12 protein-coding genes and 1 pseudogene are annotated in these 13,944 nt (G+C 59.9%); 3 read left to right on the forward strand and 10 right to left on the reverse strand.

Going from position 1 to position 13,944, the window contains the following annotated elements:
* Window positions 1-116: pseudogene (locus ACP2AV_RS13010) on the reverse strand (pilus assembly protein); the annotation flags it as partial.
* A gap of 353 nt (window positions 117-469) precedes the next feature.
* Here ACP2AV_RS13010 and ACP2AV_RS13015 point away from each other — a divergent pair.
* Entirely contained in the window at window positions 470-1,297 is an 828-nt protein-coding gene (locus ACP2AV_RS13015; protein WP_426373191.1) for a lytic transglycosylase domain-containing protein, read from the forward strand.
* Complete coding sequence (locus tag ACP2AV_RS13020) at window positions 1,290-2,723, forward strand: UbiA family prenyltransferase (protein WP_426373192.1); 1,434 nt, start codon at window positions 1,290-1,292, stop codon at window positions 2,721-2,723. Before ACP2AV_RS13015 ends, ACP2AV_RS13020 begins: the two co-directional genes overlap by 8 nt.
* Before the next feature lie 58 nt (window positions 2,724-2,781).
* On the opposite strand, the gene ACP2AV_RS13025 is transcribed toward ACP2AV_RS13020, so the two are convergent.
* From ACP2AV_RS13025 to dprA, 8 genes are all read right to left on the reverse strand, one after another.
* A complete protein-coding gene (locus ACP2AV_RS13025) occupies window positions 2,782-3,519 on the reverse strand; it encodes an SDR family oxidoreductase (RefSeq protein ID WP_426373193.1) in 738 nt (245 codons plus the stop codon).
* A complete protein-coding gene (locus tag ACP2AV_RS13030; protein WP_426373194.1) occupies window positions 3,516-4,826 on the reverse strand; it encodes an FAD-binding protein in 1,311 nt (436 codons plus the stop codon). Before ACP2AV_RS13030 ends, ACP2AV_RS13025 begins: the two co-directional genes overlap by 4 nt.
* Window positions 4,816-5,817, reverse strand: a complete 1,002-nt coding sequence (locus tag ACP2AV_RS13035) for a lysylphosphatidylglycerol synthase transmembrane domain-containing protein (RefSeq protein ID WP_426373195.1) — start codon at window positions 5,815-5,817, stop codon at window positions 4,816-4,818. Before ACP2AV_RS13035 ends, ACP2AV_RS13030 begins: the two co-directional genes overlap by 11 nt.
* Before the next feature lie 116 nt (window positions 5,818-5,933).
* On the reverse strand, window positions 5,934-6,251 hold the full coding sequence (locus ACP2AV_RS13040) for a hypothetical protein (protein WP_426373196.1): 318 nt from the start codon (window positions 6,249-6,251) through the stop codon (window positions 5,934-5,936).
* A gap of 198 nt (window positions 6,252-6,449) precedes the next feature.
* Complete coding sequence (locus ACP2AV_RS13045) at window positions 6,450-7,073, reverse strand: 3-oxoacid CoA-transferase subunit B (protein ID WP_426373197.1); 624 nt, start codon at window positions 7,071-7,073, stop codon at window positions 6,450-6,452.
* Window positions 7,073-7,777 carry a CoA transferase subunit A gene (locus tag ACP2AV_RS13050; RefSeq protein ID WP_426373198.1) on the reverse strand — a complete coding sequence of 235 codons (705 nt, stop codon included), beginning with the start codon at window positions 7,775-7,777 and terminating at the stop codon, window positions 7,073-7,075. The genes ACP2AV_RS13045 and ACP2AV_RS13050 overlap by 1 nt, the downstream gene beginning before the upstream one ends.
* A gap of 138 nt (window positions 7,778-7,915) precedes the next feature.
* On the reverse strand, window positions 7,916-10,537 hold the full coding sequence (topA, locus tag ACP2AV_RS13055; RefSeq protein WP_426373199.1) for a type I DNA topoisomerase: 2,622 nt from the start codon (window positions 10,535-10,537) through the stop codon (window positions 7,916-7,918).
* Between the two features lie 102 nt (window positions 10,538-10,639).
* The gene (gene dprA, locus ACP2AV_RS13060; RefSeq protein ID WP_426373200.1) at window positions 10,640-11,719 is read right to left on the reverse strand and encodes a DNA-processing protein DprA; all 1,080 of its coding nucleotides are present in this window, start codon (window positions 11,717-11,719) and stop codon (window positions 10,640-10,642) included.
* Window positions 11,720-11,986: 267 nt separating this feature from the next.
* Here dprA and ACP2AV_RS13065 point away from each other — a divergent pair, with 267 nt between their 5' ends.
* On the forward strand, window positions 11,987-12,235 hold the full coding sequence (locus tag ACP2AV_RS13065; RefSeq protein ID WP_426373201.1) for a peptidase: 249 nt from the start codon (window positions 11,987-11,989) through the stop codon (window positions 12,233-12,235).
* Window positions 12,236-12,489: 254 nt separating this feature from the next.
* On the opposite strand, the gene tldD is transcribed toward ACP2AV_RS13065, so the two are convergent.
* Window positions 12,490-13,911 carry a metalloprotease TldD gene (gene tldD / locus ACP2AV_RS13070; protein ID WP_426373202.1) on the reverse strand — a complete coding sequence of 474 codons (1,422 nt, stop codon included), beginning with the start codon at window positions 13,909-13,911 and terminating at the stop codon, window positions 12,490-12,492.
* Between the last annotated feature and the right edge of the window lie 33 nt (window positions 13,912-13,944).

Raw genomic sequence — 13,944 nt, forward strand, 5'->3', positions numbered from 1 at the left:
GTGGTCAGAACGGCAACGCCCAGACCAACGACAGCCGAAGTCAGCACAACCCAGTCAACGGTCACAGCGCCGTCTTCATCACGCTGGAACGATTTAGCAAGCTTGAAGAATTTCATGTTTCCCTCCGAAATTTCCGTACGCTCTTAGCATTTTCACCTAGTCAGTGACCGTTGCCGAGGCGTCAGTCGCTGCGTTCGATGGAGACAATACACACTTGGATTGGGGCAACAGTTTGACCTGCTGGGGGCGGTTTTGGAATTCGTGGGTTTTCCGGTCACAATTCAAGTAACATGCTGAAAAACAATAAAATAAAAAGTTAAGTTTCTTTGCATTTTTTTGTTTAGCCAGATTCGTGTGGTGCAGTAACGCTACGAATTGGTGCCGTCGCATGCATGGTCCCTAGCGTCATCTGTCTATTTTTGCCAAAACGGCCACAACCATTCACAACGCGGATTTCAGGGCAGCTCTGATGAAAGGAATTGCGACAGTCATCGGTTTGGTTTGCGTCTGTCTTGCGGGGCCCGCACTGGCCCAAGACTCTGCCAGCCCGCGCCCCTATCCCGAGGTTACATTCAAGAAAGTCGGCGTTCCAAAGGCCGGTTCCAAGCGCATCACTGTCCAGATCCGGGAAGGCGAGGGGGTATTAACCACAACGCCCGGGGCCGAACAGAAACCCGCGGATTCAATTGCGCGCCCGCTGTCGGGGTATGACTGGTACTGGGAGGTTGTTCCCTTCAGTATAGATCAGGATGCCTCGCGCCTGACAAAGGCGCTGAGCGGTTTGGACAAGGCGCCGACACCTGTTCCTGCCCCCCGTCTTGAGGATATGCACAGGATCGCTTCCGCGCATGGTGTCGATATTCTCATGGCAACGATCGGCACAAAAGTGTCCCCCGCATTGGTTCTGGCCGTTATCGGGGTCGAAAGTTCCGGCCGTACGGCGGCTGTCAGTCATGCGGGCGCTCAGGGGCTCATGCAGTTGATGCCCGATACGGCGACCCGCTTTGGCGTGGCCGATGCGACTGTTCCTGGCGACAATATCCGCGGCGGGGTAAAATATCTTGATTGGCTGCTGACTGAATTCGGCGGTGATCCGGTCCTGGCGCTGGCGGGGTACAACGCGGGCGAAAATTCGGTCAAGACACACGCAGGGGTGCCCCCTTTCGCGGAAACGCGCGCTTATGTTCCAAAGGTTTTGGCGGCCTGGCGTGTGGCGCGCGGGCTTTGCGTCACCCCACCCGAACTGATTTCCGATGGCTGTGTCTTTGCAAAGAAAGGAGCGCCATCGAATGGCTGAACAGAAACCGCTGGTTCTGGATGTCGATGGGACGTTCCTGAAGACTGATCTTTTGTTTGAGACCTTTTGGGCCGGTTTGGGCCGCGATCCGATTGGCGTGGTTCAGGCGGCCTTTACGCATCTGCGCGATCCGGCTGCTCTCAAACATATTCTTGCCGACAAGGTGCAATTGCGTATGGACCTGATGCCGGTCCATCCGGATATGAAATTCCTGGCCGATGAAGCCAAGGCAGCCGGCCGCGAAGTGGCTTTGGCATCGGCGTCGGACCGAAAGCTGGTGGATCAGTTGGCGGCCATTCACGGCATCGATCGGGTTTTCGCATCGGACGGCGATACGAACCTGAAGGGCAAAGCCAAGGCCGATGCCCTGGTTGAGGCTTATGGCGAGTCAGGCTTTGACTATGCAGGCAACGCAACTGTGGATCGCGCCATTTGGTCCCGGGCCGAAAATGCTCTGATCGTGGGCAACCTGCCCCGCGAGGACGCCGCCCTTGCGCGAATGGGCAAGTCGGTTGTGCATTTCGCCGGGGGGTGGAAGGTCCGCGATGCGCTGCGCGCGCTCCGGCCGCACCAGTGGGTCAAGAACGTTCTGCTTTTTCTTCCGCTCATCGCCGCGCACCAGTTCGAAGTCGCCAGTTTCCTGACGGTGATCGCCGGGATCGTCGCATTCTCGTTCGCCGCGTCGTGCATTTATATCGTGAATGACCTGCTGGACCTTGAGGCGGACCGCCTGCACGCGAAAAAACGGCTCCGCCCGTTTGCCAGTGGTGCGGTTCCGATTTCGGTTGGCATGACACTGTGCGTCGCGCTCGGGGTTATAGCTCTGGGGATCGCCGCGGCACTTGCCCCCGCGTTTGTTGGCGTAGTCTTGCTCTATATGATCCTGTCGCTGGCCTATTCGCTGCGGTTGAAGCGCCTCAGATGGATCGACATTGCGACACTGGCATCACTTTATACTTTACGTGTGGTGGCTGGGGCTGCAGCCGCGGATGTCTATGTGACAGGGTATCTGCTGGTCTTCATTTATCCGATTTTCATCACGCTTGGCTGTGTGAAACGACTGACCGAACTGACGCTGGCTACATCGGATGACCGGTTGCCGGGGCGGGGCTATGGCCGCGGGGATCGTGGCGATTTATTGAATGTCGCTGTGCTGGGAATGTTCGGCACGCTGCTGATCTTTTTCCTTTACACGTTCACAGATCACGCGCGCGCGCTGTACCCGTCTCAGTGGCTGCTCTGGGTCGCCATGATCCCGATGGCCGGATGGCTCTATCGCATGGTGCGGTTGGGCTATTTCGGCAAACAGGACTACGATCCCATCGTTTTCGCAATGCGTGACAAACGCGGGATCGGCCTGCTGTTAATCATAGTGTCGCTGATGTTCTACGCCGCGGGATTGTTCCACCAATGGTTCGGGCTGTAAGAGCCGCAAGCCAAACCCGCGCCCGGATATCAAATAGGTCTGACAATGCTGCGCGTGATCAGATCGACAGTTTCTTGAAGATGAATTCGGGCACATGGCGAATGATCAGCATAATGTAGCGCCAGAAAAACGGCGTATAGATCACGTTGCGACCTCTCGAGACCCCTTTCAGGATGCCGCGCGCCACGTCGTCGGGCGAGGCGACCAGAAACATGCCATCGATCCCCCAGGTCATCGACGTATCGACGAAGCCAGGCTTTACGGTCATCACATGTACGCCTGCGCGGCCCAGACGGTTGCGCAAGCCGGACAGGTACGTGGCAAACCCGGCCTTGGACGCGCCATAGACGTAGTTGCCCAAGCGCCCGCGATCCCCGGCAACAGATCCCACACCGACGATCGTACCGCCGCCCCTTTCTTCCAAAATGGGCGCCAGCATATGCAAGAACCGCGCGGGACCGGTGTGATTGTCTGCCATGACCCCGTCTATCAGGGCTGGGTTGGTGTCGATGTCCGCTTGCTCCGGCATTGAGCCCACAAACACGGCCGCGTTTAACATGCCGTCCTCTTGCGCGGCGCGGTCTATGATCGGAGCGAAGGTTGCCGCATCGCGCGCGTCAAAACGCATGGCTTCGGCGCAGGACGCGCCGCGCAGATCGCAGTCGGTTGCCAGTCGGCCCAATTCGTCCATATCCCGCCCCGCCAGTATCAGCGTTGCGCCTTGCGACGACAGGCGGCGCGCCAATGCACGCGCCATGGATGACGTTGCCCCCAGAATTATCCAGGTCTGGTTCATTGGGTGCTCCTCAAGTCCAGGCGGCGGACAAGATCCGTGACCATCGCTTGGTCGGGGTCGGCTTTGCTGACGGCTTTCAGCCATTCACCATGCTCGGGGTACATCGCCCGCACCGCTCCGCCCGATGCCAACGCGTCTTTAGCGAAATAGACACGTCCTTGGGCATCCGAGGTCATGTCCTGCAGTTCGCCGATCAATTGCGCGGACCCTTGGCGCGCGGGAAAATCGACGGCCAGGGTGTAGCCTTCCATCGGGAAAGACAGATAGCCCGCCCGTCCAGCCCCCATGCGTTTCAACACGGCCAAGGGTGAAGCAAGGCCCGAGTTCGCAATCCGTTCCAGCATGAGGCGCAGCGCCGGGGCGTGAGCCAACGGAACGACGCATTGGAACTGATGGAACCCCCGCTTGCCATAGAGCCGGTTCCAGTTGTGGATCGCATCCAACGGAAAGAACGGTTCGGCTATCGGTTTGACTGTGGTTCGCCCTTTGGCCGGTACCCGGCGGAAGTATGCTTCGTTAAAGGCGCGAACAACGGGTCCCGACAGCGCCCAGTGCGGGGCATTGATGGGCACGGCGCGCGCTTTTTTGGTCTTGGGGCTGACACCCGACGTGATTTCACCTTCTTCCAGAATGCCGCGCCCCAAGCTGTTGCCTTTGGCGGTCGCGTCGATCCAGCCCACGGTATAGTCCGCATGGCTGTGGTCCAGCGCATCAATGAACTGGTCCCATCCGTCAATTCTGCGTTCGGTCAGGACCATCATGTCGCCCTTGCAGGGCATCAATCGGATCTTGGCCGACACGATGACGCCCGTCTGACCCAGACCGCCGACGGTCGCTTTGAACAAAGTGGCAGTCTTGTCTGGCGTGAACTTCTTGGCCTTGCCGTTCATCATCAAAGTGATTTCCGTGACGTGCTGTCCAAAGCTGCCGACAACGTGGTGGTTCTTTCCATGCACGTCGTTGGCAATACAGCCGCCAACGGTGGCAAACCCGGTGCCGGGCATCACGGGCGGGATCCAGCCGCGCGCGGCGAACAACCGCCCCATGTCGCCAATCGGCATACCCGCTTCGACATGTACGATGCCGGTGTCCGGATCGAAGTTGATCATGCGATCCAGCCTGGTCATATCCACTGCAGGCCCGCCATCATTCAGCGCGGCATCGCCGTAGCTGCGCAATTGGCCGAATGCCGGGGCAGGGGTCTCTTGCGAAAGCTGCGCCAGGGCCGACAGGCGTTCTGGCCGGGCAACGCGGCCCTTTGCCGACAGGGCGCGGCCCCATCCGGAATAGGAGATCTCATTCCACATCTTGAACTCTTTTGAGCGAGGATTTTTCGGCAATCGGGAAAACTATAACCCCGATCAGAATCGCGAACCACAAGGTGGTCAGGCGAATGACAGCGGTGGCCGCAAGGGCAATGTCGAACGACACGCCCTCAAGCGATAAAAGAGCGATCATCGCCGCTTCGGCGCCGCCCATTCCGCCAGGGGCGCCGGTCAGGCCACCGGCCAGTGCGGAAAACACAAAGATCGCGACCGCCATGGACAGTGTGACGTCTGCGCCCATCCACGCCAGCAGGAGGTAAAAGGCGAGCCCTTCGGCGGCCCAGCCGAACAGGCCCAGCACGAGTGCAACGCCCCAGGTGCCACCGTGTGAAAATATGGCCAGGGTCCGGGCCGCGCGGCGTATTTTTGCGAACAGACGTGCGCCGCGTCCGGTGGCTTTGTGGCCAAGTGTGGCCATGAACGACATCAGTTTCGGGCGGGTTGCGACCCATGCGCCACCCAGAGCCAGTATAGTGACCGGCACACCGCCAACGATGCCCCGCGTAGAGGTTGCCAAGGAAATAGCAAGGATGAGGGCCATCGCGGCAAGATCTGCCGCCCGGTCCACCAGGACCAGAGGGGCGGACCGTTCGAATGGCACATGTGCTTCGCGCGCGATCCAGCGCATGCGGATCAGTTCGCCCAGTCTGCCGGGCGTGATCGTCATCGCGAACCCGCCAAGGAAATGGCGCATGTTCTGACCCATTCGCAACGGCAGGCCAAGACGCCGGACGAACGCATGCCAACGAAGGCCACGTAGCAGGTAGTTGGCTGCCGATAGTGAAAGTAGAATGCAGATTTGGGCTGCTGACAGGCCCTTGATCTGGTTCCATGTGTCCTGCCAGCCGGTCGCGGCCGCTGCGCCCACCATACCGACAATGACGAATGCCAGAACGCCCCAAAGAACAAACTGGTCGCGCAAGGCGTTCCGCCTGATGGGCGGTGTCGGGATGTTCGATACGCTCATGGACATGTTGATCCGTCTAAGAGCTAATTGGGGCGATATTAAGGACTTGTTTCGATATTTAGAACAATCGATCAGTGCAAGATAGGCGTGTGCGTTGGCCGCCGGCTAAGGGGGCAGCTGGATCAGGCCAGACGCCAATCAGCCAGTTTTTCGACCGAGTTGTGGTATCCGGCCATGCGGTCGCGCAGGCCAGTGAACGCGGCGTCGTAGCGCGCCTTGTCCCGCGCGCTCAGTGCTTCGCGCATGCGCGAGATGTGTTGTTGCCCTGCGCGAGTATCCTCGCACATGCGGGCATAGTCACGGTTGCCGGGGTAGCGTTTGTGCATTTGTTCGGCGACGCTTTCCATGTGGCCGATCAACGCCTCAACATTGGACAGGCACGGATGCTGGCTGGCGGCCATCATCACATCAAACGTTTTTTGTTTGGGTACGTCATTCATGTCAAATCCCCTTTGATCCTGCCGAACCTGATGAAATGGTTAATGCGCAACAAAGGCGATTCCGGGGCAGGCTGACGGCAGTTTAAGGGGATTTTGGTTTCAATTCGTTTTAGAAAATCCGCCAAATTCGACTGAAACAAAACAAGAAACCCGCAACTATTCCTCGCAGCGGGTTCCGAAATAACGTGAAAACACGTCTCAGACGATGGTTGCCAATGTGGCTTTGCGCATGTCTTCCTCGGTGACGCCGTCGGCGAGTTCGACGATTTTCAGGCCACCTTCGACGACGTCCAGCACACCGAGGTTGCTGATGATGCGGTCAACCACGCCGCGACCGGTCAGTGGCAGGGTGCATTCGCGCAGCACTTTGCTATCGCCGTGCTTGTTGGTGTGGTCCATCACCACGATCACACGGCCCACGCCAGCCACAAGATCCATTGCGCCGCCCATGCCCTTGACCAGCTTGCCCGGGATCATCCAGTTCGCCAGGTCACCATTTTCGGACACTTCCATTGCGCCCAGGATCGCCGCAGCGATCTTGCCGCCGCGGATCATCCCGAAGGACGTCGCGCTGTCGAAATACGCTGTGCGGTTCAATTCGGTGATGGTCTGTTTGCCCGCGTTGATCAGATCGGGGTCTTCTTCGCCCTCATACGGGAACGGTCCCATGCCCAGCATGCCGTTTTCTGACTGCAACGTGATATCCTTGTCGCCCACGTAGTTGGCTACCAGGGTCGGGATGCCGATGCCCAGATTCACATACATGCCGTCTTCGAGTTCATCGGCCGCGCGCGCGGCCATCTGGTTGCGATCCCAAGGCATTACGCGGTCTCCTTTTTGCGAGTCGTGCGCTGTTCGATGCGCTTTTCATGTTCGCCCTGCACGATGCGGTGCACGTAGACGCCGGGCAGATGGATGAGGTCAGGGTCCAGGCTGCCGGTCGGCACGATTTCTTCCACTTCGACTATGCAGACCTTGCCGCACATTGCCGCCGGCGGGTTGAAGTTTCGCGCCGTCTTGCGGAAAATCAGGTTGCCCGTTTCATCCGCTTTCCACGCTTTGACGATGCTCAGGTCGGCAAAGATCCCTTCCTCAAGGATGTAATCCTGCCCGTTCCAGCTGCGCACGTCCTTGCCTTCAGCGATCACGGTGCCAACGCCGGTTTTGGTGTAAAAGCCCGGAATGCCTGCGCCACCCGCGCGCATCCGCTCGGCCAGTGTGCCCTGAGGGTTGAATTCCAGCTCCAGTTCGCCCGACAGGTACTGGCGCATGAACTCGGCGTTTTCGCCCACGTAAGAGGACATCATTTTCTTGACCTGTTTGCTCTGCAGCAAAACGCCCAGGCCGAAATCGTCAACCCCCGCGTTGTTCGAGGCCACCGTCAAATCCTTTGTCCCCGCATCCCGGATGGCCGCAATCAACAGTTCGGGGATCCCGCAAAGACCAAACCCGCCCGCTGCAATCAGCATCCCGTCAAACAATACACCCTCAAGCGCCGCTGACGCACTCTCGTAAATCTTGTTCATGATAGCCTTCCCCTCGTGGAGTCTATTTGGTGTCTTTGCCGCGCGCCGTGCCAAGAGTCAACGCACCCCCATCGGTCAAGCCGACGCAACGTCATTTGAATCGCGACGACTTCAATTTCCGGGCAATCGGGCGGCAGATCAGGTCTTTTTGGCGGCCGCTTTCTTTTTGGCGGGCTTTTTCTTGCCCCCCTTTGCAGCTTTCTCTTCGATCAACTTGACCGCCATGTCCATCGTGACCTGATCCGGTTCGACATCCTTTGGCAGCGTCGCGTTGATCTTGCCGAATTTGACATATGGGCCGTAGCGCCCATCCACGACGTTCACGGGGCCGCCTTCTTCGGGGTGTTCGCCCAATTCCTTGAGCGGTTTGGCCGCGGCCGAGCGTCCACGTCCGGGGTTCAGACGTTTTTCTGTGATCAGCTCGACCGCCCGGTTCATGCCGATTTCGAAGACGTCATCGGGGTTTTTCAGATTGGCATAGACCGGTTTCGCCTCGTCCGGCAGCTGATGCATCAGATAGGGGCCGAAACGGCCGAAGTTCGCGCTGATCGGCGCGCCCTCGTAGATGCCGACCTCGCGCGGAAGGGACAGGAGCGTCAGCGCTTTTTCCAGATCCATTGCATCGGCGGACCAACCCTTGGGCAGGCTGGCGCGGTCGGGTTTCTTGTTGTCTTCGGTCACCTCGCCGCGCTGGACATAGGGGCCAAAGCGACCCGAGCGCAGCGAGATTTCATTGCCGTCGTCATCCACGCCCAGAACCCGGTCGCCCGCCTCGGCGGCATCGCCGCCGATGGGGCGGGTATAGCGGCATTCGGGATAGCGCGAGCAGCCCACGAAGCCGCCCGAGCGCGAGGTCTTCAGATGCAGCGATCCCTGCCCACAAAGCGGGCATTCGCGCGGGTCTTTCCCGTCATCCCGCGGCGGATAGAGCACCGGGGCCATGGCTGCGTCCAGCTTGTCCAGCACTTCCGATATCCGCAATTCCGACGTTTCGGAAATCGCCGCCGAAAAATCGCGCCAGAACCGGTTCAACACATCCTTGTAGTTCAGCTCGCCCGCCGAGATTTCGTCCAGCTCTTCTTCAAGTTCCGCCGTGAATTCATAGCCCACGTATTTGCGGAAGAAGTTCATCAGGAACACCGTGACCATGCGCCCTTTGTCTTCGGGGATCAGACGGTTCTTGTCCTTGCGCACATATTCGCGGTCCACGATCGTGGACAAAACGCTGGCATAGGTCGACGGGCGCCCGATGCCCAGCTCTTCCATGCGTTTGACCAGCGTGGCTTCGGTATAGCGGGGCGGGGGCTGGGTGTGGTGCTGCAGGGCAAGAACCGCGCCATCGTCGGACAGGATCGCATCGGGGCGGCTGCGGCTGGCAAGGCTTGCTTCCTCGGGCTTGAGGAACTCAGCCTCGGCGCCTTTGGCCGCCAGTTTGGCCGGATCGCCCTGATTGACCTGAGGCAAGCGCGCATCGTCATCGCCTTCGGCGTCGTCGCGGCCTTCTTCGTATACCTTCAAAAACCCGTCGAACAGAACCACCTGCCCGGTCGCCCGCAGGCCAACCTGGCCGTCATCGCTGCCGATTTCGACGGTGGTGCGTTCCAGTTTTGCGGCGGCCATCTGGCTGGCGATTGTGCGCTTCCAGATCAGATCGTAGAGCCTGCGCTGATCTGCATCCGTCAACTTCAGCTTTTCGGGGCTGGCCATCATCTCGGTGGGCCGGATGCATTCGTGGGCTTCTTGTGCGTTCTTGGCCTTGTTCTTGTACATGCGCGGGCTGGAGGGCACGTAATCGGCCCCGTACATCGTCTTGATCGCGTCGCGCGCGGCCATCACCGCCTCGGGCGCCATGTCGATCCCGTCTGTCCGCATATATGTAATGTGACCAGCTTCGTAGAGGCGCTGTGCGGCATTCATCGTGGCCCGTGCGCCGAAGCCGAACTTGCGGCTGGCTTCCTGCTGCAAGGTAGAGGTCATGAACGGGGCCGAGGGATTGCGGCTGCCGGGCTTGGCTTCGACGCTTTGGACGGTCAGCGCGCGGCTGGTAACAGCCTTGACTGCCATTTCGGCTTGAACGGCGTCTTCCAGATCAAAACGATCCAGCTTTTTGCCCTTGAACGTGACCAGTCGCGCTTCAAAGGTTTTGCCACGCGGGGTTTCTATCACGGCTTTGACCGACCAGTATTCGCGCGGATTGAACGCTTCGATCTCCATCTCGCGCTCGACGATCAGGCGCAGGCACACCGATTGCACCCGGCCGGCGCTCCGCGCGCCGGGCAGCTTGCGCCACAGAACGGGGGACAGGTTGAACCCGACAAGATAATCCAGCGCACGGCGGGCCAGGTAGGCTTCGACCAGCGGTGCATCGATTTCGCGCGGGTTTTTCATGGCCTCGGTGACGGCGGCCTTGGTGATAGCGTTAAAGGTCACGCGCCGGACTTCGGTGTCTTTTTTGATCGCGCGGCGCTTGGTCAGAGCTTCTTGCAGGTGCCAACTGATCGCCTCGCCCTCGCGGTCGGGGTCAGTGGCCAGGATCAGTTCGTTGTCGTCTTTCAGGGCGTCTGCGATGGCTTTGACATGCTTGCGGCTGTCGTTGGCCACTTCCCATTTCATGTCGAATTCATGGTCTGGGTCGACCGATCCGTCCTTGGGGGGCAGGTCCCGCACATGGCCATAAGACGCCAGAACGGTGAAGTTCTTGCCCAGATATTTGTTGATTGTCTTGGCCTTGGCTGGCGATTCAACAACAACAACGGGCATGGATATTCCTTCCGACTCGGGCAATGCGCTCTGGCCGGCGAACATGTGTAGGCCCCGGCGTGATGTCAATGCAGCTTGGAAAATGAAACTGCGACTGGTCCGTCAGGCCAGGGACAAAAGCCCCCCCGGCTGTCTTTGTATCTTGCCGGTCAGTTCAAGTTCCACCAGCGCGGGCGAGATTTCGGCCGCGCCCCCGCCGACATCGCGGATAAGCTGATCTTCTGCCAGGGGGCTTGGTCCCAACCGGCCCAGGATTTCGGTGTGCAGTGCGGCCTGATCACGCCAGGTGCGCGTGTCTTGCCCGCCGGGTTCATCAACGGCGACCGGATCGGATTCGGGCCTGCCCGGAAGCACATCGGTCACATCGCGCGCCCCGCGGACAAGGGTGGCGCCGTCGCGGATCAACATGTTGCATCCCCCCGTGCGGGCATCGAAAGGATGGCCGGGAACGGCGAACACTTCCCGCCCCTGGTCCAGTGCTTCGCGCGCAGTGATCAGGCTGCCGGACTTTGCGGCGGCCTCGACCACCACAACCGCAGCTGAAAGCCCTGATATGATTCGATTGCGGCGCGGAAAATGGCGGTTTGTGGGGCGCATGCCCATGGGCTGTTCGCTGACGATGCAGCCCTGATCTTCGATTTCCTGCGTCAGGGTGGCGTTTTCGGGGGGATAGACAACATCGACGCCCCCGGCGACCACGGCAATCGTGCCCGTGGGCAGGCCAGCTTGGTGGGCCGCGGTGTCGATGCCGCGTGCCAGACCAGATACGATCACGTAGCCTGCGGCCCCCAGATCTACGGCAATCTTGCGGGCTGTTCGCATCCCCAGCGATGATGCGTTGCGCGCCCCTGCGATCGCGATCGCGGGCCGGTTCAGCATCGCGATGTCACCGCGCGCCCACAGTAAAGGCGGGGGATCGGGAATTTCAGCCAGTGCCTTGGGATAGTCCGGCGCGCCAAACGCAATCAGGGTGGCGCCGGCGATCCGGCCGGCTTTCAATTCAGCTCGTGCCACCTGCTCGGGGCAGTATGCGTAATTCTTGACGCCCGCGGCGGCAGCAATACCGGGCAATGCGGCCAACGCCGCTTTGGCATTTCCGTGTTCGGCCATCAGTCGAAAGAAGGTCGACACGCCGACGCGGCGTGAGCGCAAGAGACGAAGCCAGTCCAGCTGGTCTTCCACGGTGTGGGGTGGGGTGAGGGGGTGGTGGGAAGGGAATAAATCCTGCTCCAACTCGCTCGCTCCGTCTACTTGCAAGTCAGAGTTTGGCGCGCTGATGGTTAATGGGCCGTAAACAGGTCCAGTTTTTCTGGCGTTTACGAAATTTCTTTTGCCCGGCCCGGGGCTGTTCCCTGCCTGGGACATCGTATTGTCGCCGGATCGTTCTTTTGCTACAGGTGCGCTATCAGATCGCCGGGTTCACGGCGCTGGTTCTCTGAAAGCACCAAAATGACATATGAGAAGTTGTCTGCGCACGAGCAGCGGCTGAAGTGGATCGCCGTTTTATTGGGTCTGTGTAGTACCGTTGCCATTGTTCAGGATTGGCAGTTGGCCGCCATGCTGTTCGGTTTGCCCTTTTGTCTGATCTGGATTTTTTGCGCCTGGCTACGGACAGAGCCACAGCTCAAGTACATCAATATCGTGTTCTCGGCGCTCTATGTGTACGGAATCGCGCGGTATTTTGCGCTCAGCGCGTGACATGATCGCCGGCAGGGCGCGCTATCGCAAAGGCCCGTTGTGGCGGGCGCATGCCTTGATGGTGAAACGCCGAAGTGTCGGAACAAAGCGGTCGTTTGGGCTTGGATGCGTCGATGACCATGCCTGACGCTACGCAGTCCGGGTGCCAGATTTCGCTAAAGAACGTTGGCCACAATGACTTTCGGCAGATGCTGGTGACAGAAGTCTGATCGTCAGCTGTGGGATCGAATTCAGAGGCGCAGCGCCGCCGCGAGTCAGGTCGCCGCACCGCCCACCGTCAGCCCACCGATCATCAGCGTTGGTTGTCCGACGCCCACCGGCACCCACTGGCCGGCCTTGCCGCAGTTGCCGATACCGGGATCCAGCGCCATGTCGTTCCCGATCGCGCGAATCTGCTTCATGGCCGTGGGGCCGTCGCCAATCAGGGTCGCGCCTTTGACAGGCGCGCCGATCTTGCCGTTCTTCACACGGTAGGCTTCAGTGCAGGAAAAGACGAACTTGCCGCTGGTGATGTCCACCTGTCCGCCGCCGAACCCGACGGCGTAGATCCCGTCTTTCAAATCAGCCACGATATCGCCCGGATCCGTGTGTCCACCCAGCATGTATGTGTTCGTCATGCGTGGCATGGGCATATGCGCGAAACTCTCGCGCCGTCCGTTCCCGGTGGGTTTGACCCCCATCAGCCGCGCATTCTGCCGATCCTGCATGTAACCTACCAGGATACCGTCTTCGATCAGCACGTTCTTGCCCGACGGCGTTCCTTCGTCATCCACGGTGATGCTTCCGCGCCGGTCGGGAATGGTGCCATCGTCCAGAACCGTCACGCCCTTGGCTGCAACGCGCTGCCCCATGAGTCCCGAAAAGGCCGAGGTTTTCTTGCGGTTGAAATCGCCTTCCAGCCCGTGACCGACAGCTTCGTGCAGCAAGATGCCCGGCCAACCATTGCCCAGCACAACGTCCATCTGGCCCGCGGGCGCGGGATCGGCGTCAAGGTTCACAAGGGCTATGCGCAACGCTTCGCGGGCGGCAGACTGCCAGAAGTCGGGGGCAATCAGCCCATCCAGACCGAACCGGCCGCCCCCCGAATGATGCCCGCTTTCGCGACGACCGTTATCTTCGATGGTGACGGACACGCCCAGGCGCGCCATCGGGCGAACGTCAGTGATCATGTCCCCTTCGGGGCGCAGGATCACCACCTCTTGGTGCGAAGCCCCTAGCGAGGCGGTGACTTGCACGACCCGGTGGTCCAACGCGCGGGCAAAGGCATCAATTTCGCCAAGCAAGTCAATCTTGGCCGGAAAACTGGCGCCCTCCATAGGGTTGTCATCCGAATAAAGATGCCGGTTCGTTCGCGCGGGCGGGATGGCCATTGTGCCACCGCCGTCGCCCACCGCCAGACGGGCGGTCGGAATGGCCCGGGCGATCGCGGTGTCGGATATTTCGGTCGAATGGGCATAGCCGGCGGTCTCACCGCGAACGGCGCGCAAACCGAACCCTTCAGCCGCATCATAGTTTGCCGTCTTGATCCGGCCGTCTTCGTACACGAGGGCTTCGGATCGCGTCCGTTCAAGAAACAACTCGCCGTCGTCGGCGCCCGCGACGGCGGTGCGCAAATGGTCCAAAGCGACGGATGGATCGACAAGTGTTTCAAAGGGGCGAAAAGTGTTGTTGGTCATGGTTTCTCGTCCCGTCTGTTTGATCTAGGTCAA

Origin of the sequence: Aliiroseovarius sp. PTFE2010 (genome assembly GCF_049943335.1) — a bacterium.
Taxonomy (GTDB): Bacteria; Pseudomonadota; Alphaproteobacteria; order Rhodobacterales; family Rhodobacteraceae; genus JBNFVY01.